At 70.9% G+C, this 19,581-nt stretch carries 16 protein-coding genes; 11 read left to right on the top strand and 5 right to left on the bottom strand.

All coding sequences use genetic code 11. The annotated features are described in order from the left end of the window. Positions 1–273: 273 nt before the first annotated feature. Together VMD50_RS02900 and VMD50_RS02895 are read left to right on the top strand one after the other, a co-directional pair. Positions 274–705 (top strand): nitroreductase family deazaflavin-dependent oxidoreductase, encoded by a 432-nt coding sequence (locus VMD50_RS02900; RefSeq protein WP_325424662.1) that lies wholly within the window; start codon positions 274–276, stop codon positions 703–705. A gap of 4 nt (positions 706–709) precedes the next feature. Continuing rightward, positions 710–1,750, top strand: a complete 1,041-nt coding sequence (locus tag VMD50_RS02895; protein ID WP_325424660.1) for an FUSC family protein — start codon at positions 710–712, stop codon at positions 1,748–1,750. A gap of 3 nt (positions 1,751–1,753) precedes the next feature. Here the strand turns inward: VMD50_RS02895 and VMD50_RS02890 are convergent, their stop codons facing one another. Beyond that, on the bottom strand, positions 1,754–2,143 hold the full coding sequence (locus VMD50_RS02890; RefSeq protein ID WP_325424658.1) for an MmcQ/YjbR family DNA-binding protein: 390 nt from the start codon (positions 2,141–2,143) through the stop codon (positions 1,754–1,756). A gap of 71 nt (positions 2,144–2,214) precedes the next feature. Here VMD50_RS02890 and VMD50_RS02885 point away from each other — a divergent pair, with 71 nt between their 5' ends. Beyond that, positions 2,215–3,147: a transglutaminase family protein gene (locus VMD50_RS02885; RefSeq protein WP_325424656.1), complete on the top strand. Its 933-nt coding sequence runs from the start codon at positions 2,215–2,217 to the stop codon at positions 3,145–3,147. Then, positions 3,140–4,195: a zinc-binding metallopeptidase family protein gene (locus VMD50_RS02880; RefSeq protein ID WP_325424654.1), complete on the top strand. Its 1,056-nt coding sequence runs from the start codon at positions 3,140–3,142 to the stop codon at positions 4,193–4,195. The genes VMD50_RS02885 and VMD50_RS02880 overlap by 8 nt, the downstream gene beginning before the upstream one ends. Here the strand turns inward: VMD50_RS02880 and VMD50_RS02875 are convergent. Genes VMD50_RS02875 through VMD50_RS02865 form a run of 3 tightly spaced genes read right to left on the bottom strand, consistent with a single transcriptional unit; the run spans position 4,192 to position 11,254 of the window. Further along, on the bottom strand, positions 4,192–6,834 hold the full coding sequence (locus VMD50_RS02875) for a circularly permuted type 2 ATP-grasp protein (protein ID WP_414685985.1): 2,643 nt from the start codon (positions 6,832–6,834) through the stop codon (positions 4,192–4,194). The genes VMD50_RS02880 and VMD50_RS02875 overlap by 4 nt on opposite strands. Next, positions 6,834–10,178 carry a transglutaminase family protein gene (locus VMD50_RS02870; protein WP_325424652.1) on the bottom strand — a complete coding sequence of 1,115 codons (3,345 nt, stop codon included), beginning with the start codon at positions 10,176–10,178 and terminating at the stop codon, positions 6,834–6,836. The genes VMD50_RS02875 and VMD50_RS02870 overlap by 1 nt, the downstream gene beginning before the upstream one ends. Before the next feature lie 59 nt (positions 10,179–10,237). After that, entirely contained in the window at positions 10,238–11,254 is a 1,017-nt protein-coding gene (locus VMD50_RS02865; RefSeq protein ID WP_325424650.1) for a DUF2189 domain-containing protein, read from the bottom strand. A 139-nt stretch (positions 11,255–11,393) separates the two neighbouring features. Between VMD50_RS02865 and VMD50_RS02860 the strand changes: the two genes are divergently transcribed. Next, the gene (locus VMD50_RS02860) at positions 11,394–12,743 is read left to right on the top strand and encodes a replication-associated recombination protein A (RefSeq protein ID WP_325424648.1); all 1,350 of its coding nucleotides are present in this window, start codon (positions 11,394–11,396) and stop codon (positions 12,741–12,743) included. Then, positions 12,743–13,078 (top strand): hypothetical protein, encoded by a 336-nt coding sequence (locus tag VMD50_RS02855; protein WP_325424680.1) that lies wholly within the window; start codon positions 12,743–12,745, stop codon positions 13,076–13,078. The genes VMD50_RS02860 and VMD50_RS02855 overlap by 1 nt, the downstream gene beginning before the upstream one ends. A gap of 15 nt (positions 13,079–13,093) precedes the next feature. Here the strand turns inward: VMD50_RS02855 and VMD50_RS02850 are convergent, their stop codons facing one another. After that, a complete protein-coding gene (locus tag VMD50_RS02850) occupies positions 13,094–13,717 on the bottom strand; it encodes a hypothetical protein (RefSeq protein ID WP_325424646.1) in 624 nt (207 codons plus the stop codon). A gap of 171 nt (positions 13,718–13,888) precedes the next feature. Between VMD50_RS02850 and VMD50_RS02845 the strand changes: the two genes are divergently transcribed. The 5 genes from VMD50_RS02845 (at position 13,889) to VMD50_RS02825 (ending at position 19,580) form a co-directional block, all read left to right on the top strand. Next, a complete protein-coding gene (locus VMD50_RS02845) occupies positions 13,889–14,278 on the top strand; it encodes a secondary thiamine-phosphate synthase enzyme YjbQ (protein WP_325424678.1) in 390 nt (129 codons plus the stop codon). A gap of 62 nt (positions 14,279–14,340) precedes the next feature. Then, positions 14,341–17,034, top strand: a complete 2,694-nt coding sequence (alaS, locus tag VMD50_RS02840) for an alanine--tRNA ligase (protein WP_325424644.1) — start codon at positions 14,341–14,343, stop codon at positions 17,032–17,034. Then, on the top strand, positions 17,035–17,538 hold the full coding sequence (ruvX, locus tag VMD50_RS02835) for a Holliday junction resolvase RuvX (RefSeq protein WP_325424642.1): 504 nt from the start codon (positions 17,035–17,037) through the stop codon (positions 17,536–17,538). After that, positions 17,531–18,775, top strand: coding sequence for an endolytic transglycosylase MltG (locus tag VMD50_RS02830; protein ID WP_414685984.1), 1,245 nt, complete (start codon positions 17,531–17,533; stop codon positions 18,773–18,775). Before ruvX ends, VMD50_RS02830 begins: the two co-directional genes overlap by 8 nt. Then, entirely contained in the window at positions 18,765–19,580 is an 816-nt protein-coding gene (locus VMD50_RS02825) for a shikimate dehydrogenase (protein ID WP_325424640.1), read from the top strand. The genes VMD50_RS02830 and VMD50_RS02825 overlap by 11 nt, the downstream gene beginning before the upstream one ends. The last annotated feature ends 1 nt before the right edge of the window (position 19,581 follow it).

Below are 19,581 nucleotides of genomic sequence, written 5' to 3'. Positions count from 1 at the left end.
ACCCCGCTGAAGGTATCGCCGGCCAGAATTCCCGCGGACTAGCTCCTCCGTGCTAGGCCCGGTACGCAGTGGGTACGCAGGAGAATTTTTCGCAACTTATCGCTACCGTCTCACTCAACGGTTTGACCACCGGTTTCATCGCCAAACCAACGCAGCAAACGGCAACAAACACCTGGAAGGAGTCTGGAATAGATGCCAAGCCGCAGAAGGTTGAGCGGGCATGACCCGCGCCGGCGACGATGCAGCGCGAAGTAATGAGGAGGAGCGGCGCCCATGACCGAGGTTCCTGACACCGGCACCCTCAACGCGTTCAACACGAGCATCATCGACGAATTCCGGTCCAACGAGGGCAAGGTCGGCGGCCAGTTCGAGGGCGCCAACCTGCTGCTGCTGACCACGACGGGCGCCAAGTCCGGCCAGGCCCGCATCAACCCCCTGGCCTACTTCCGCATCGACGGCAAGCTGATCATCATCGGCTCCTTCGCCGGCGCCCCCGTCAACCCGGCGTGGGTGCACAACCTGCGGGCCAACCCGGCGGCGCGCGTGGAGATCGGGACGGACGCGTTCGACGTCACCGCCCACGAGCTGCCGCCCGCCGAGCGCGACGAGCTCTTCGAGAAGGTCGCCGCCGCGGCGCCCGGCTTCGCCGAGTACCAGTCCAAGACCGACAGGGTGATACCGCTGTTCGAGTTGCAGCCGGCCTGACGCCGTGAACGCCGCACGCGCGGGCATCAAACGGCTCCGCGCCGTGTGGTTCACGCTCGTGCAGACCGCGGTCGCGGCGGGCCTGTCCTGGTACCTCGCACACGACCTGCTCGGTCACCCGCAGCCGTTCTTCGCGCCGATCGCCGCCGCGGTGTCCCTGTCGGTCAGCAACGTGCTGCGCGCGCAGCGCGCCATCCAGATGATGGTCGGCGTGACCCTGGGGATCGGGGTGGGCGTCCTGGTGCAGGCGCTGCTCGGGCCCGGCGCCCTGGCCATCACGGTCGCGGCGCTGCTCGCGCTGTTCGCCGCGGTGTTCATCGGCCACGGCTACATCGGCCAGGGGATGATGTTCGCCAACCAGACGGTCGTCTCGGCGATTCTGGTGCTCGCCCTGTACCGCAGCAACGTCGGTTTGGAACGCTTCTACGACGCGCTGATCGGCGGCGCCGTGGCGATCGTCTTCGCCGTCCTGCTGTTCCCGGCCGACCCGTTGCTGGTGCTGCGCAGCGCGCGCGTCGGCGTGCTGGGCGTGCTGCACGGTGTGCTGTCGCGGGCGGCGGACTTCGCCGCCGGACGCCGTGAGCCCCCGCCGGACTGGCCGCTGTCGGCCGTCGACCGGGTGCATCAACAGCTCGGCGGTCTCATCGAGGCGCGCACCACCGCCCGTCAGGTCGTGCGCGTCGCGCCGCGACGCTGGGGCCTGCGCGATGCCGTGCGGGCCGCCGACCACCAGGGCGTGCACGTGGCGCTGCTCGCCGGCTCGGTGCTGGAGCTGGCCCGGGCCGTCGCTCCCGGCGGCCCAGCTGGTGATGGCGGCTGCGCCCGGCTGCCGCAGCCGGTGCACAGCGCGCTGGTGGCGCTCGCGGCCGCGACGGCCCTCGCCGACTCCGACCCCGCCGGGGCGTGCGCCTACACCGCGTCGGCGCGCCATCATGCGTCGGAGCTGCATGCGGGGGCCCGTGAGAAAACGCAGGTGGTGCTCGCCGACGCCGTCCAGGCCTGCGTCGACGACCTGCAGCGGGTCATCGACCTGCGTCAGACGTGAGGGTCACATGGAGTCGGCCAGGTACTCCTGGACGAGCTTCTTCGGCGCCTGCGTCAGCCACGCCTCGGTGATCACCTCCACGAGGTCGCGCACCGCGATCTCGTCCAGCCTGATCAGCACCGCCGGGTAGCCGTCGAAGTGCGGGGTGGTGAAGTAAACCCCCGGCTCGTCGGCGATCAGCGCGAACTTGACGCCCTCGTCGGACACCCGCACGCCGAGGATGTCACCCTCGGGCGGCTCGACGCCGCTGTCCGCCAGCGCCTCGCGGTCCGAGGGGCGCAGTGGCCGCTCCCACGCCAGCAACTTCTTGCCGACCCGCCACTCGTGCGGTGACGGCTCGGAGGTAAGTGCCAGCTCACCCACGATGCGGGCGACGTCGTTCCACGTGGCCACCTCTCGATTGTGCTCCCGCTTCGGCGCGCTTGGCTCGCGATCGGCAAACGGGGTGTGGTGGGATCAGCCTTGTGTCAGAAGCCTTGCTGGGAGATCAGGCCCGCCGGCATCGGGTCACCCACCGCACCGAGTACCGCTATTCCGACGTCGTGACCAGCTCTTATGGCCGCGGCTTCCTCACGCCGCGGGACTCGCAACGCCAGCGCTGTGTCGCGCATCGGCTGACCGTCGACCCGGCCCCCGCCGACAGCTCCACCAGCGTCGACAGCTACGGCAACATCAGCTCCTACTTCCACGTCACCAAGCCGCACCGGGCCCTGACCGTCACCAGCGACTCCATCGTCGACGTGTATCCGCCGCCGCCGGAGCGGTACCGCAGCGGGCCGGCGGTGCACCCGTGGGAGGGCGCCCGCCCGGCCGGACGCCGGGGAGCGCTGGCGACCGAGTTCGCCCTCGACCTGAACCCGCCCGAGATCACCGACGCGGTCCGCGAGTATGCGGCCCCCAGTTTCGCGCCGGGGCGAGCCCTGGTCGACGTGCTGCGCGACCTCGCGTCGCGGATTTTCGCCGACTTCACCTACCGCTCGGGGTCGACGACGATTTCCACCGGGGTCAACGAGGTTCTGGCGGCCCGGGAAGGGGTATGTCAGGACTTTGCGAGGCTGGCGATCGCCTGCCTGCGCGCCAACGGTCTGGCGGCCAGCTACGTGTCCGGGTATCTGGCCACCGACCCGCCACCGGGAAAGGATCGGATGATCGGTATCGACGCCACCCACGCCTGGGCGGCCGTGTGGACCCCCCAGGAGCCGGGCCACTTCGAGTGGCTGGGGCTCGATCCCACCAACGACCAGCTGGTCGACGAGCGCTACATCATCGTCGGGCGCGGGCGCGACTACGCCGACGTCCCGCCGCTGCGCGGCATCATCTACACCAACTCCGAGCACAGCGTGATCGACGTCGCCGTCGACGTGGTGCCCTTCGCGGGGGATGCGCTGCATGCGTGACTTCCACTGCCCCAGCTGCGGCCAGCGCCTGACGTTCGAGAACTCGGCGTGCCTGTCGTGCGGCAGCGCGCTGGGGTTCTCCCTCGAGCAGATGGCCCTGCTGGTCATCACGTCCGGCGCTGAGGGCGACCGCACCGGTTTCGTCAGCGCCGATGAATACGAGCTGTGCGCCAATCGCCATCTGGCCGAATGCAATTGGCTGGTGCCCAAGAGCCTTCCCGGCGGCCTGTGCACGTCGTGCGCGCTCACCCTGGAGCGCCCCAACGACACCGACGCCGAGGGCCTGGCCGCGTTCGCCCGCGCCGAGGCGGCCAAGCGCCGGCTGATCGCCGAGCTGCACGAGATGAAGCTGCCGATCATCGGGCGCGACCGCGATCCGGACTACGGGCTGGGTTTCCGCCTGCTGTCGAGCGCGCACGAGAAGGTGTTCACCGGCCACGAAAACGGCGTCATCATACTGGATCTCGCCGAGGGCGACGACGTGCACCGCGAGCAGCTGCGGGTCGAGATGGAGGAGCCGTACCGGACGCTGCTCGGGCACTTCCGCCACGAGGTCGGCCATTACTACTTCTACCGGCTGATCACCCCGTCGGGCGAGTACGTGGCGCGGTTCAAGGAGCTGTTCGGCGATCCCGACGCCGACTACCAAGAGGCCCTGGACCGGCACTATCGCGACGGCGCGCCCGACGGTTGGCAGGAAAGCTTCGTGTCGTCATATGCGACGATGCACGCCGCCGAGGACTGGGCCGAGACGTTCGCCCACTACCTGCACATCCGCGACACCCTGGACACCTCGGCGTGGTGCGCGTTCGCGCCGGCGTCGGCGACCTTCGACCGTACGCCGCTGGGCCCCAGCGCCTTTCCCACCATCATCGAGATGTGGCTGCCGCTGTCGTGGTCGCTGAACATGGTGAACCGCTCGATGGGGCACGACGACCTGTACCCGTTCGTGCTGCCGGTGGCCGTGTTGGACAAGATGCAGTTCATCCACGACGTGATCGACGAGGTGACCTCGGAGCTGAGCGGGCCCGCCGCTGTGGCCGGCTAGGCCGGCATCACCCGGCGTACGTCGGGGCCCCACAGCGGCTGGATGCCGCCCGGCAACCGCAGTTGCGTGTCGGCGATCACCTCGGCCAGGTTGCGCAGCTCGGAGTGGATGGCGTCGAGCAGTTCGGCCAGCATCGCGCGGCGGCCGTCGCTGACCGCCTCCAGCTCCTCGGGGTGCGACCGGCGCAACTGGGTGCCGATCTCCTCGACCAACCGCTCGGGGCGCGACGACCCCGACGAGCTGGGCAGGTCCTTGAGGTCGGTCCGCAGCCGCTCCAGCTGATACAGCAGCGACCGCGGGTTGCTGGCGTCATAGAGCATCAGTTCGGCCACGGCCGCCACGCTGACCTTGCCCACGGTGCGGCGCCGGTAGCTCACCGACGATTCGCACGCCACCAGCGTCGCCTCGATGATCGTCTGCTCGGCGGGCGCGCTGCGGACGTCGGTCAGCGTGGCACGCAACAGCGCGGTCAGCCACAGGCCGCGTTCGATGCGTTTGCCGATGTCCATCATCGTCCAGCCAACGTCGCGCACCATCGACTCGCCGGCCACCCCCGACAGCGTCAGCATCCCGGCCAGCGTCTGCGCCTGGGCCGACGCGAGCAGGGCGTCCGCCTCGGCCAGCGAGTCCGGTGGGTCGGGCCGCAGCGCCGTCGCGCGCTCCACCCCGGCCAACACCATCCAGGTGTCGTTGGACAACTGGTCGCGCACCGCCCGGGCGGCCAGCGCCAGCCCCTCCACCGCCTGCACCAGGGATCCGGGCCGGTTCGGGTCCACCGTTAGCGACCACAGCGTCGAGGGGGCGACGGCGATCGTCTCGGCCTGATCGACGGTGTCGCCGGTGTCGCTGCCGGTGATGCGGCCCAGCGCGGCCATCAGCACCGGCACGCACTCGCTTTCCTCGGTGTCCTGATGGTGCCGGTACACGTGGAAGCGGTCGCGGGCGACGATCAGCAACCGGGCGGTCTGCTCGGCGCGCTCGCCGTAGCGTCCCATCCAGAACAGGTCGGACAGCACGCGCGGGGAGCTGACACCCCAGGTGCCGGCGGCAGTCTTGGCCGGCTGCGGCGCCGACGGGAGCCTGACCGTCTCGGCCCGCGCGCGCTCCGTCGGGCGCACCCAGACATCCTTCGCCGCAACGGTTTTCAGCGTGTATGCGGCGGGCCCGGGGGCCAGCACGTAGCCGGCGCCGCCGATCATCGGCGCATAGCCGCCGCGCTGGGCCACGGTGAACAGCCGCATGCCGACACCGGCCGACGACAACACGCCGGCATGGTCGGTGGGCGCCGACGAGAACTGCGGCAACTCCTGGCCGACCCATTGCCACGGCATGTCCTCGATGCGCGCGGCCAGCTCGGCCAGTTGGGCGGACGAAAGCGTCGGCCCGACAAGGGTTTTCCCGCCGACGGTGGACTTGATCAACAGCGACGAGAGGTTGGCCAGCAGATGCGAGCATTCGCCCGCGATGCCGCCCCAGTAGAGCGGCGCGGTCTGCAGCAGCGGCTCCTGGCCGAGCAGCCGCTCGGCCAGCTCGGGCAGAAACCGCAGCAGCCCGGGGCTTTCCAGGATGCCGCTGCCCAGCGTGTTGACGACGGTCACCGTCCCGCGGTGTTGCGCCTCCACCAGGCCGACGACACCGAGCCGCGAATCGGCGCGCAGGTCCAGCGGGTCCGTGTACTCGGCGTCGACCCGGCGCAGGACCACGTCGACGCGTTTGAGCGTGCCCAGCGAGCGCATCCACAGCTTGCCGTCGCGCACCACCAGATCCGCGCTCTCCACCAGCGGGAAGCCCAGCAGGGTGGCCAGATACGCCTGGTCGAAGGCGGTCTCCGAATAGATGCCGGGGCTGAGCACCACGACGACCGGGTCCTGGGCGACGTCGGGCGCGGCGTCGATGAGCGCCAGCCGCAACGCCTGCGCGAACGGCGTCGTCGGCCGCGGCGCCATCCTTTCGTAGAGGTCGGGCATCGAGTGCGCCACCACGCGCCTGTCAGCCAGCGCGTAGCCGGCGCCCGACGGCGCCTGGGTCCAGTCGGCGTTGACTCCGAAACTCCCGTCCGGCAGCCGGCTGACGTCGCAGGCGTGCATGAAGAGCTGGTGGTGCCCAGGAATCTCGATGCCGTTGGCGGGGCGCACGTAACCGGGGTGGGCGAAGACCAGCTGCGGCGGCAGGACGCCCTCGGTGAGCAGGCTGCGGGGCCCGTACAGGTCGGCGAGCACGGCGTCGAGCAGGCGGGACCGCTGCACCAGCCCCGCCTCCAGGACGTCCCAGTCGGCGGCGGAAACCACGATCGGCAGCGCGTCCAGTCGCCAGGGCCGCGGCTCCAGCCCGCCGTCGCGGCCCGCGTCGACCTCGGTGTAGGAGATGCCGTCGTTGTCGATCAGGCTGTCCACCACCGAGCGCAGCCGGTCGAGCCCGGCGCGGCCGCGCTCGGCCACGGCGTCGGCCAGCTCCGACCACGTGGCCCGCACGTCGCCCTCGCGGTCGACGAACTCGTCGTATGCAACTTCCGGGCCGATCCCCGGGCCGTGCCGGAGGTCGAAGAGCGACTCCTGGGCCCGCGCGGTCCGGTACCCGGCCAGCAGCCGGTCGGCGTCGTAGTGGCCGCCGGTGTCCAGTGCCGCGTCGGGAAGCACCATTACTGCTGCACGGTACGGACGCGCCGCAGGTCAAGGATGCCCGGCGCGCCGATGTCGGTGAATATCCTGGCCTGGCGCTCCCTGATGGCGGACAGGTCCAGCTTGCCCGGGGTGAAGCCGGTGGCCTCGAAGCGGCGGGCGCGGCGCGACTCGGCCTCGACCGCGTTGACCGGCGGCTCGTCGTAGGCCCGGCCGCCGGGATGGGCGACGTGGTAGGTGCAGCCGCCGCGCGACGTCCCGGTGGTGAGGTCGACCAGCTCGAACTGCAGCGGGACGTCGGTGCTGATGGTCGGGTGCAGCGCGCTGGGCGGCTGCCAGGCCTTGAACCGCACGCCACCGACGTGGATGTCGGGGTTGTCGGTGGCCAGCAACGGCACCGGGTAGCCGTTGGCCGTCACCACGTAGCGGTGCCGGTCGGCGCCGATGACGCGGATCTGGATGCGTTCGACCGACGAGTCGACGTAGCGGGCGGTGCCGGTGGCGGTGGCCTCCTCCCCGAGGGTGTTCCACGGTTCGATCGCCCCCCGCAGCTCGATCTCCACGCCGTCGAAGACCGCGGTGCCGATGCGCGGGAAGCGGAATTCGGTGAACGGGTCCAGCCAGCTGGTCTCGAAGGGTATGCCGTGCGCGCGCAGGTCGGCGGCGACGTCAGCGATGTCGTGAATCAGAAAGTGCGGCAACAGGTATCGCCCGTGCAGGTTGGCGCCGTGCCGGATCAGCGGGGCGCGCAGCGGTTCGTCCCAGAACCACGCCACCAGCGAACGCACCAGCAGCGACTGCACCATCGCCATGCGCAGGTGCGGCGGCATCTCGAAGCCGCGCAGCTCCAGCAGGCCGAGCCTGCCGCGGGGGCTGTCGGGGCTGTAGAGCTTGTCGACGCAGAACTCGGCGCGATGGGTGTTGCCGGTGATGTCGGTCAGCAGGTGCCGCAGCGCGCGGTCCGTCACCCAGGGCTTCGCTGTGCTTTTCGGCCCGCCGCCCCCCAGCCGCGCGATCTCCGCGAACGCGATCTCGAGCTCGTACAGCGCCTCGGAGCGGCCCTCGTCGACCCGCGGCGCCTGGGATGTGGTGCCGACGAACCGCCCGGCGAACAGATACGACAGCGATGGGTGCCGCTGCCAGTAGGTCAGCAGCGAGACCAGCAGGTCGGGGCGGCGCAGCAGCGGCGAGTCCGCGGGCGTCACCCCGCCCAGCGTGATGTGGTTGCCGCCGCCGGTGCCGCCGTGGGTGCCGTCGACGTCGAACGACTCGGTGGACAGCCGCGCCAGCCGGGCCTGTTCGTAGAGGCTTTCCAGCAGCAGCGTCTGTTCGGCGAAGCTGGCGGTGGGCGGGACGTTGACCTCGATCACCCCGGGGTCCGGGGTGATCGTCACCGACCTCAGCCGCGGGTCCGGCGGCGGGCCGTAACCCTCGATCACCACCGGGCGGTCCGCCTTGGCCGCCGCGGCCTCGACCCGGGCGACGAGGTCCACGAAGTGTTCGAGGGCATCGGTGGGCGGCAGGAAGAGGTGCAGCAGGCCCCGGCGGACCTCGGCAACCATCGCGGTCGGCGGCGCCGAGCCGGGATCGACGACCGCGGCGTCGCTCGCGGTGCCGTCCGCCGTCAGCTCGCGCCCGGCGGACAGGGGGTCGGCGTCGAACCTCGCGCGCGGGGGCCGCCAGCTGATCGAATCCAGCGGCAGCCGCAGACCCGCCGGCGAATCGCCTTCCAGCAGCACGAGGCGGCCGCGGCGCAGCCGCCAGTTCGCGCTGGCCCAGCCCGTGTCGTCGTCGCGGCGGTGCAGCGGCAACACGAAAGCGGCAGGGGTCCCGGTGGATTCGTCGAGGCGCGCCAGCAGCGCGGCGCGAGCCGCCGCGGTGTCGGCTTCGGGGCCGAGGTCGTCACCCGGGTCAACCGGGCCGCCCTGGGGCTTGCGCACCTCGGCGGCCAGCCGGGCCAGCGGGTCCTCGTAGGCAGGCCGCACCTGGGCGGGCGGCAGCCCGAAGCCGTCGGCCACCCCGGCGAGCACGTCGTAAGCCGCGTCGGCGGGCAGCAGCCTCGGTGACTCACTCCAGGGGTCGGCCAGCAGCGCGCCGTCGTTCCACAGTGCTCGCCCGTCGGTGCGCCAGTAGAGCGCAATCTGCCAGCGCGGCAACGGTTCTCCCGGATACCACCTGCCCTGCCCGCGCTGGATCAGCCCCTGCGGGGCCCACGCCTCCTTCAGCCGGACGGCCAGGTCGGAGGCCCGCTGCCGCTTGTGCGGGCCGTCGGCGGCGGTGGTCCACTCCTCACTGACCTGGTTGTCCACCGAAACGAACGTCGGTTCGCCGCCGACGGTGAGCCGGACGTCGGCGGCGGCCAGTCGCTCGTCGACGCGCCGCCCGGCGTCGCAGATCGCCCGCCAGGCCTCGTCGGGGTAGGGCAGCGTGACGCGCGGGTCCTCGTGGACGCGGGTGACGGTGTTGGAGAACTCCAGCGTCGCTTCGCAGGGCTCGGTGCCGCCGCTGATGGGCGCCGCGGTCGCCGGGTGCGGGGTGGCGGCCAGCGGGATGTGGCCCTCGCCGGCGAACAGCCCCGACGTCGGGTCCAGCCCGATCCAGCCCGCGCCGGGGATGTACACCTCGGTCCACGCGTGCAGGTCGGTGAAGTCGGCGGCCGGTCCCGGCGGCCCGTCGAGGGCCTCCACGTCGGAGGCCAGCTGCACCAGGTAGCCGGACACGAAGCGGGCGGCCAGCCCGAGCTGGCGCAGGATCGACACCAACAGCCACGCCGTGTCCCGGCACGAGCCCACCCCGTTGCGCAACGTGAAATCCGGTGTCTGCACGCCGGGTTCCATCCGCAGGCTGTAGGCGACGTCCGCGTTGACGGCGCGGTTGAGCGCGACCAGGAAGTCGATGGTGCGCGTGCCGTCGCGCACCGTGAAGTTCTGCAACCACGCCCGCACGAGCTCGCCGGGGCCCGAACCGTCACCGTCCTCGTCGACGGGCCGCAGGTAGGGCTTGAGGTCGTCGGCCAGCGCCCTGGGGTAGGTCCACCCACCCTGTCCGGCGGAGGGGGCCCACGTCTCGGCCCAGTCCTCGATGAAGAAGTCGAACGGGTTGATCACCTTCAGGTCGGCGATGAGCCCGACGGTGATGGTCAGCCGGCTCGTCGGGTTCGGAAACACCAGCCGGGCAAGGAAGTTGCCCACCGCGTCCTGCTGCCAATTGACGAAGTGGTCACCCGGCTCGACCCGCAACGAGTACGCCTCGATCGGCGTGCGGCAGTGGGGCGCCGGGCGCAGCCGCACCACGTGCGGGTACACCCGGACCAGCCGGTCAAAGGTGTAGCTGGTGCGGTGCTCCAGCGCAACTTTGATGCTCATCCGCTGATCTCATCACAAGCGTGACAAGCCCGCAGCGCAGCGGATTTCGCCTGCCGTGCCTATCCGAACTGCGGGCCCGGCGGTGTGCCGGGTGGCGGTCCGGCCTGGTAGCCGCCCGGCTGCTGCAGCGGGACCACCGGGCCGCCGGACAGCTTGCGGTAGGTGTAGATCAGCACGAGCGCGGCGACGGGTCCGCCGACGAGCAGGCCCACCGCGCAGGCCAACAGGCCGACGACGACGGCGGCCACCTGGACCAGCCACGCCAGCAGGGCGTTCGCGAAGTTCGACGAGACGGTCGAGAAGCTGGACTTCAGCCCGTCGATGGCGCTCTGCGATCGATCGATGACGAACGGGATGGTGAACTGCGCGAAGATGCCCACGATGAGGCCGGGGATGATGAAGCAGGCCGAGGCGATCGAGGTCAGGATTCCGACGATGATCGCCGCCAGGATCACCATGCCGATGTTGCGCGGCTTGAAGAACGACCCGACGCCCACCGGCCGGCCATCGGCGATGTCGAGGACCCCGGACAGGAACGCGGATTGGGCGTAGATGCCCACCGCGTAGACGAGGACGTAGCCGACGATCATGAGGGCCAGCCCGACGGCGCTGACGTTCGCGGTGGTGGTGTCGTAGCCGTCGGAGTTGGTTGTGGTGGTGGTCGAGCCCATGCTGCCGCCGATCGGGATCAGGGCGTAGGCGGCGCCGGACAGCACCAGGTAGATGAAGGTGGCCACGATCAACGGCGTCGAGTTCTGCATGAACTTGCCCCACGCCCAGCGGAACGCCTCGCCCACGCTGAACTGCGGGCCCGGCTGTGCGGGAGGGGCGCCGTAGCCGGGCTGCGGCGGATAACCGGCCTGCGGCGCGCCGTAGCCGGGGGGCGGGGGTGCGCCGTAGCCGGGGGGCGGGCCGGAAGGGCTGTAGCCGCCGGGCGGCGGGCCGTAACCGGGGCCCGGCGGCGGGCCGGGCTGCGGGGGCGGTGCGCCGTATCCGGGCGGTGGCGGGTAGCCGGGTGGGTGGTGCCCTCCACCTGGGGGGACGTTCTCGCCTGGGTACTCGGGAGGCTGGCTCATGTCCGTCCTAGCTGTTGGATTCAACTTGTGGGCACGCGCATCCAAACTCGGCAAACGGCAACTTAGCAAATAAGTGCGCGGTACGCGCGGATTGATCGCACGCCGGCTCGGGCGGCGCGCCCCGTCGCCCCGACGTGGTATGCCTAAAACCGTGTCCGACGGTCTGTTTGACTTTCCCGGCGCACCGCAGACAACCGACCACGGTCTGGGCGTGTCGGGAGGTGCGCCGCTGGCCGTGCGGATGCGGCCGGCATCGCTGGACGAGGTGGTCGGGCAGGACCACCTGCTGGCACCCGGATCGCCGCTGCGCCGCCTGGTCGAGGGCTCGGGCGTGGCGTCGGTCATCCTGTACGGGCCGCCCGGCAGCGGGAAGACGACCCTGGCCGCGCTGATCTCGCAGGCGACCGGCCGCCGGTTCGAGGCGCTGTCGGCGCTGTCGGCGGGGGTCAAGGACGTTCGGGCCGTGATCGACGTCGCGCGTCGCGCTCTCCTCAGCGGTGAGCAGACCGTCCTCTTCATCGACGAGGTGCACCGGTTCTCCAAGACCCAGCAGGACGCCCTGCTCTCCGCGGTGGAGAACCGGGTGGTGCTCCTGGTCGCCGCGACCACGGAGAACCCGTCGTTCTCCGTGGTGGCGCCGCTGCTGTCACGGTCGCTGATCCTGCAGTTGCGACCGCTGAGCTCCGACGATATCCGCACCGTGGTGCAGCGCGCGATCGACTCCCCGCGCGGCCTGGGCGGGACGGTCGCCGTGGCGCCCGGGGCCGTCGACCTGCTGGTGCAGCTGGCCGCCGGCGATGCCCGCCGCGCCCTGACCGCGCTGGAGGTCGCTGCCGAAGCCAGCGAGGCCGTCAGCGTCGAGACCATCGAGCAGTCCCTGGACAAGGCCGCGGTGCGCTACGACCGCGACGGCGACCAGCACTACGACGTCATCAGCGCCTTCATCAAGTCGGTGCGTGGCTCCGACGTCGACGCGGCGCTGCACTACCTGGCCCGCATGCTGGTCGCGGGGGAGGACCCGCGGTTCGTCGCGCGCCGGCTGATGATCCTGGCCAGCGAGGACATCGGCCTGGCCGACCCGACCGCGCTGCCGACCGCGGTCGCCGCCGCCCAGACCGTGCAGCTGATCGGCATGCCCGAGGCCCAGCTGACGCTGGCCCACGCCACCATCCATCTGGCCACCGCACCCAAATCGAACGCGGTCACCACCGCGCTGGCTGCGGCGATGGGCGACATCAAGGCGGGCAAGGCCGGGCTGGTGCCGCCCCACCTGCGCGACGGGCACTACTCCGGGGCCGCGGGGCTGGGCAACGCCCAGGGCTACCGGTACTCCCACGACGATCCCGATGGCGTTGTGGCGCAACAATATCCGCCGGACGAGCTGGTGGGCGTGGATTACTACCGGCCCACCGGCCGCGGCGGCGAACGTGAGCTGGCCGGCCGGGTGGACCGGCTGCGCGCGATCATCCGCAAGAGGGGACGGGCATGATGAAGACGTTTACCGACGAGGAGATGGGCCGGCTGCTGCCCACCGCCAGGGAATACAGCGTCGTGATCCTCAAGCGCGGCCCGAGGTTCGGCGACGAGTCGTCGCCGGGCCTCATCTGGGAGCACGGCCGGCGCAACTTCGGCCTGCGCGACGACGGCGTGCTCGCGGTGGTGCTGCCGGTCACCGACGAGTCCGACGTCTGCGGCATCGGGGTGTTCGCCGCGACGGTCGACGAAACCGCCGCCATCATGGGCGAGGACCCCGGGGTCGCGGCGGGGGTCTTCACCTACCAGGTGCACCCCTGCCGGGGGTTCCCCGGGGACACCTTGCCCTGAGCCGCCCTACGCGGCTCAGACCAGCTCGGGCACCCGCAGGTGGGCGATCGCCAGCTCGAACTCGGCCACGTCGACCACCTCGGCGCCCAGGTCGCGGACGCGCCTGCTGCGCAACTCGGTGGCCCGGTCGCGGTTACGGGCCATCGCGTCCATGCTGTCGAACGTCGAGCAGGACACCGCCCGGCGGCACGCGGGGTGATCGACCATCAGGCTGGCGCTGCAGAACCCGTCGAGCTTCTCCATCTCCGGGAGCACCGACATCCGGTAGAAGTCCAGCGAACGGCTCAGCTGATCGGGCACCACCTTGAGCCAGGTGGCCCGCACGCACGCCCCGTCCTGCGAGTGGTGGTCGCGGTGCAGCAAAGCGATGTCCCACTCTTCGACCTTGGCGCTGCCGTCGAACATCAGCGCGGCGCGATCGCGGATCGGCGCCACCCGCTCGGCGCCGGCGCGCATCGCCTCCATCGTCTGCCAGGCGCTGGTCGCGATGCATCTGCCGGACTGGCGGTCCACCAGCAGCGACAACCCGACATACCCGTTCATCTCCTGCAACGCGGGCATGACGACATCGCGGACGTGCGCAATGCCGATGTCGACCGACAGAGGCTGCGCCTGGATGGTGGTGGAGCGTGCGTACATGGTCGACCCTCCCGTGTCGGGGCTTGTATCTCTTTGCACTTAAATCTCTTTGCATTTAGGTGAGCCCCGGTGGCGCCACCGGTCCCACCAGATACCCTCCTCCTGCCGGTGATCCGCCGCAATGGCCTTCGCGCGCGCGGGCGCCGTAGGCTGGACCGGGTGCATACCGATGTGCTGGAGGTGGACACCGCGCGCCGCCGCATCGTCGACCTGACCGATGCGGTGCGCAGGTTCTGCTTCAGCTACGGCGACGGCCTGTGCAACGTGTTCGTCCCGCACGCGACGGCCGGGGTCGCGATCATCGAGACCGGCGCCGGCTCCGACGACGACTTGGTCGACACCCTGGAACGGCTCTTGCCGCGCGACGACCGCTACCGGCACGCGCACGGCTCGGCGGGCCACGGCGCCGACCATGTGCTGCCGGCCATCGTCGCGCCGTCGGTGACGGTGCCGGTCGCCAGCGGCGACCCCCAGTTGGGCACCTGGCAGAGCATCGTGCTGGTTGACCTCAACCGGGACAATCCGCGGCGGTCGGTGCGGTTGAGCTTCCTGGAGGGTTAGCTGTCTAGGCTGGGAATCCCCGGGCAAGGCAAGTAGAAGCAACAGGAAGAAGCGGACTCACAGTGCAGACACACGAGATCAGGAAGCGATTCCTCGATCATTTCGTGAAGGCGGGCCACACCGAGGTGCCGAGCGCGTCGGTGATCCTCGACGACCCCAACCTGCTGTTCGTCAACGCCGGCATGGTTCAGTTCGTGCCGTTCTTCCTGGGCGCGCGCACACCGCCGTACGCCACGGCCACCAGCATCCAGAAGTGCATCCGCACGCCCGACATCGACGAGGTGGGCGTCACCACCCGGCACAACACCTTCTTCCAGATGGCCGGCAACTTCTCGTTCGGCGACTACTTCAAGCGCCGGGCGATCGAGCTGGCCTGGTCGCTGCTGACCAACGACATCGCCGACGGCGGCTACGGCCTGGACCCCGAAAGGTTCTGGGCGACGGTCTATTTCGACGACGACGAGGCCTTCGGGCTGTGGCAGGAGATCGCCGGGCTGCCGGCCGAGCGGATCCAGCGCCGCGGCATGGAGGACAACTACTGGTCGATGGGCATCCCCGGGCCGTGCGGCCCGTCGTCGGAGATCTACTACGACCGCGGGGAAGAGTTCGGCGTGGGCGGCGGACCGATCGCCAACGAGGACCGCTACGTCGAGCTGTGGAACCTCGTGTTCATGCAGAGCGAGCGCGGCGAAGGCACGGGCAAGACCGACTTCGAGATCCTCGGGCCGTTGCCTCGCAAGAACATCGACACCGGCATGGGCGTCGAGCGGGTGGCGTTCGTGCTGCAGGGCGTGCACAACGTCTACGAGACCGACCTGCTGAGACCCGTCATCGACCTGGTGGCGACGCGCGCCCCGCGCGGTTACGACGCCGGCAACCACGAGGACGACGTCCGCTACCGCGTCATCGCCGACCACAGCCGCACCGCGGCGATCCTGATCGGCGACGGCGTCAGCCCCGGCAACGACGGCCGCGGGTACGTGCTGCGCCGGCTGCTGCGCCGGGTGATCCGCTCGGCCAAGCTGCTGGGCATCGAGGACCCGATCGTGGGCGACCTGATGGCCACCGTGCGGGACGCGATGGGCCCGTCGTACCCCGAGCTCGTCACCGATTTCGATCGGATCCGGCGCATCGCCGTGGCCGAGGAGACCGCGTTCAATCGCACGCTGGCATCGGGCTCGAAGCTGTTCGAGGACGTCGCCGGCGCCACCAAGGCGGCGGGCGCCAAGGTGGTCTCGGGGTCGGACGCCTTCACCCTGCACGACACCTACGGCTTCCCGATCGAGCTCACCCTGGAGATGGCGTCGGAGGCCGGCCTGCAGGTCGACGAGATCGGCTTCCGGGAGCTGATGGCCGAGCAGCGCCGCCGCGCCAAGGCCGACGCCGCCGCGCGCAAGCACGCGCACGCCGACCTGAGCGCCTACCGCGAGCTGGTCGACGCCGGGCCCACCGAGTTCACCGGGTTCGACGAATTGACCTCCGAGGCAAGGGTTTTGGGCATCTTCGTCGACGGCAAGCGGGTCCCCGTGGTCGCGCATGGCACCGATGGTGCCGACCGCGTCGAGTTGGTGCTGGACCGCACCCCGCTCTATGCCGAGTCCGGCGGCCAGATCGCCGACGAGGGCTCCATCAGCGGCACCGGCGCCAACGAATGCGCCCGCGCGGCCGTCACCGACGTGCAGAAGATCGCCAAAACCCTGTGGGTGCACCGGGTTAATGTGGAGTCCGGCGAGTTCGTGGAGGGCGACACCGTCGTCGCGGCCGTCGACCCGGGCTGGCGCCGGGGCGCCACCCAGGGGCACTCGGGCACCCACATGGTGCACGCCGCGCTGCGACAAGTGCTGGGGCCCAACGCGGTTCAGGCCGGCTCGCTAAACCGTCCGGGCTACCTGCGCTTCGACTTCAACTGGCAGGGGCCGCTGACCGAAGACCAGCGCACCCAGATCGAAGAGGTGACCAACGAGGCCGTGCAGGCCGACTTCGAGGTGCACACCTTCACCGAGCGGCTCGAGAAGGCCAAGGCGATGGGGGCGATGGCGCTCTTCGGGGAGGCCTATCCCGACGAGGTGCGGGTGGTGGAGATCGGCGGACCGTTCTCGCTGGAGCTGTGCGGCGGGACGCACGTGCACAACTCGGCGCAGATCGGGCCGGTGACGATCCTGGGCGAGTCGTCGATCGGCTCCGGCATCCGCCGGGTGGAGGCCTATGTCGGGCTGGAGTCGTTCCGCCACCTGGCCAAGGAGCGCGCGCTGATGGCGGGGCTGGCGTCGTCGCTGAAGGTGCCGTCCGACGAGGTGCCGGCCCGGGTGGCCGGCCTGGTGGACCGGCTGAAGGCCGCCGAGAAGGAACTCGAGCGCGCCCGGCTGGCGGGCGCGAAGGCCGCCGCGACCAACGCCGCGGCCGGCGCGGAGCGGATCGGTAACGTGCGTGTGGTGGCGCAGCGCATGTCCGGCGGGATGACGGCGGGCGACCTGCGGTCCCTCGTCGGCGACATCCGGGGCAAGCTCGGCAGTGATCCGGCCGTGGTGGCGCTGATCGCAGAAGGGGAAGGTGGCACCGTCCCGTACGCCGTGGCCGCCAATCCGGCCGCCCAGGACCTCGGCATCCGCGCTAACGACCTGGTCAGGCGGCTCGCCGAGGCCGTCGACGGCCGCGGCGGGGGCAAGGCGGACCTGGCGCAGGGCTCGGGGAAGGATCCGACCGGCATCGACGCGGCGCTCGACGGGGTGCGCTCCGAGATCGCGCGGGTCGGTTGAGTGGTCTTGACACAGCACCGCCTCCCCGACCGGCCCGGCGATCCTGATCAGGACCGCGGGCGGGGGCGGCGGTTGGGCGTCGACGTCGGCAGCGTGCGCATCGGGGTGGCCGTCAGCGACCCGGACGGCATCCTGGCCACCCCGGTGGAGACGGTGCGCCGCGACCGCTCCGGCAGGCACCTGCGCCGGCTGGCCGAGCTCGCCGCCGAGCTGGAGGCCGTGGAGGTGATCGTCGGATTGCCGCGGACGCTGGCCGACCGCACCGGGCCCTCGGCGCGGGACGCGATCGAGCTCGCAGGCAAACTAGCGGAAGTGCTGGGCCGGGGAGTTCCTCCCATCCCGGTGCGGCTGGCCGACGAACGGCTGACCACCGTGAGCGCCCAGCGGTCGCTACGGGCCGCGGGTGTGCGGGCCAAACAGCAGCGGTCGGTGATCGACCAGGCGGCCGCCGTGGCGATCCTGCAGAGCTGGCTCGACCAGCGCAGGGGGGCCGCTCGTGGTTGACAGCGCGCGGCGCCAGCGGGCCGAACCCAGCGCGGTCGGGCCGCCCCGGCGCAGGATGAGCCGCGTCGACCGCAACCGGGCTGAGCGGGGGAAGAAACGCCGCCGCGCCGCCAGCCGGGTCACCTTCGTGGTGTTCGTCGTGATCGCGGTGGTCGCCGTCTTCGTCGGCACCCGGCTGTGGAATACGGTGTTCGGCGCCGGTGACGACTATACCGGAAACGGCAAGCGCGACATCGTGATTCAGATCCAGTCCGGTGACTCGACGACGATGGTCGGGGAGACGCTGCACAACCAGGGCGTGGTCGCCACGGTGCGCGCGTTCGTCAACGCCGCGCACGGCAACGCCGCGATCAACTCGATCCAGCCCGGCTTCTACCGGATGCGCACCGAAATCCCCGCGGCCAACGCCGTGGCGCGGCTGGCCGACCCGAACAGCCGGGTGGGGCGGCTCGTCATCCCGGAGGGTCGCCAGCTAGACGACACCACCGACATGAAGACCAACGTGGTCAACCCCGGCATCTTCACCTTGATCTCCCGCGCCACCTGCGTGGATCTCGACGGCAACAAGCGCTGCGTCTCGGTGGACGACCTGCGCGCGGCGTCCTCCAACAGCACGCCGACGACGCTGGCGGTGCCGCCGTGGGCCGTCGAACCGGTCACCGAGCTGGGCAAGGACCACCGCCGGGTCGAGGGCCTGATCGCCCCGGGGACCTTCAACGTCGATCCCTCGGCCCCGGCCGACAGCATCCTGACGAGCCTGATCAGCGCCGGCGCCGTCGAGTACGCCAAGTCGGGTCTGGTGGACTCCGCGCAGGCCATGGGCCTGTCGCCCTACGACATCCTGGTGGTCGCCTCCCTGGTGCAGCAGGAATCCAATTCGCAGGACTTCCCGAAGGTGGCGCAGGTCATCTACAACCGGTTGCACGCGCACCACACGCTGGAGTTCGATTCGACCGTGAACTATCCGCTGGACCGCCGCGAGGTCGCCACCACCGACGCCGACCGCGGCCAGAAGACCCCGTGGAACACCTACGTGTCCCCGGGCCTGCCGGCCACGGCGATCTGTTCGCCCGGCGTGGACGCGCTGCGCGCGGCCGAGCATCCCGAGCCGGGGGACTGGCTGTACTTCGTCACCATCGATGCCCAGGGCACGACGCTGTTCACGAAGGATTATCAGCAGCATTTGGCCAATATCGAGCTGGCTAAGCGCAACGGTGTCCTCGACAGTGCCCGTTAGGGGGCCCGCTAGGAAGGCCGGGGTCCTGGGCCGGCCGATCGCCCATTCGCGCTCCCCGCAACTTCACCTGGCCGCCTACCGGGCGCTGGGCCTGCACGACTGGACCTACGAGCGCGTCGAGTGCGGCGCCGAGGAGCTGCCGGGCGTGGTCGGCGGCTTCGGGCCGGAGTGGGTCGGCGTGTCGGTGACCGCGCCGGGCAAGTTCGCCGCGCTGCGCTTCGCCGGCGAGCGCACCGGGCGCGCGGCCCTGGTCGGCTCGGCCAACACCCTGGTGCGCACGCCGACGGGCTGGCGGGCCGACAACACCGACATCGACGGGGTGGCGGGGGCCCTGGGCACGGCGTCGGGGCGGGCGCTGGTGTGTGGATCGGGGGGCACCGCGCCCGCCGCCGTGGTGGGCCTGGCCGGGCTCGGCGTCACCGGCATCACGGTCGTGGCGCGCGACCCGCAGAAGGCGTCCCGGTTGGTGGAGCTCGGCACCCGGATGGGCGTGGCGACGCGGTTCTGCGGCCTGGGCGGCCCAGATGTTAAAGAGCTGGCCGACGAGGTGGCGGCCGCCGGGGTGCTGGTCAGCACCATCCCCGCCGACGTGGCCGCGCGGTATGCCGGCACGTTCGCCCCGATCCCGGTGCTGCTGGACGCCGTCTACGACCCGTGGCCCACGCCGCTGGCCGCCGCGGTGGCCGCCGCCGGCGGTCGCGTGATCAACGGCCTGCAGATGCTGCTGCACCAGGCCTTCGCCCAGGTCGAGCAATTCACAGGGCTGCCCGCTCCGCGAGAGGCCATGGCCGCCGCATTGGGTTAAC

This window comes from Mycobacterium sp. (assembly GCF_035506235.1).
Taxonomy (GTDB): Bacteria; Actinomycetota; Actinomycetes; order Mycobacteriales; family Mycobacteriaceae; genus Mycobacterium.
The sequence above is the reverse complement of the archived record's forward strand: the minus strand, read 5'-3'. Positions and strand labels throughout refer to the sequence as shown.

Excerpts from the sequence above, each read along its gene's own strand:
- VMD50_RS02850 (WP_325424646.1), bottom strand. The coding sequence starts at position 13,717 with ATGTACGCACGCTCCACCACCATCCAGGCGCAGCCTCTGTCGGTCGAC.
- VMD50_RS02880 (WP_325424654.1), top strand. The coding sequence starts at position 3,140 with ATGCGTGACTTCCACTGCCCCAGCTGCGGCCAGCGCCTGACGTTCGAG.
- VMD50_RS02875 (WP_414685985.1), bottom strand. The coding sequence starts at position 6,834 with ATGGTGCTTCCCGACGCGGCACTGGACACCGGCGGCCACTACGACGCC.
- VMD50_RS02855 (WP_325424680.1), top strand. The coding sequence starts at position 12,743 with ATGAAGACGTTTACCGACGAGGAGATGGGCCGGCTGCTGCCCACCGCC.
- VMD50_RS02870 (WP_325424652.1), bottom strand. The coding sequence starts at position 10,178 with ATGAGCATCAAAGTTGCGCTGGAGCACCGCACCAGCTACACCTTTGAC.
- VMD50_RS02900 (WP_325424662.1), top strand. The coding sequence starts at position 274 with ATGACCGAGGTTCCTGACACCGGCACCCTCAACGCGTTCAACACGAGC.
- VMD50_RS02865 (WP_325424650.1), bottom strand. The coding sequence starts at position 11,254 with ATGAGCCAGCCTCCCGAGTACCCAGGCGAGAACGTCCCCCCAGGTGGA.
- VMD50_RS02860 (WP_325424648.1), top strand. The coding sequence starts at position 11,394 with ATGCCTAAAACCGTGTCCGACGGTCTGTTTGACTTTCCCGGCGCACCG.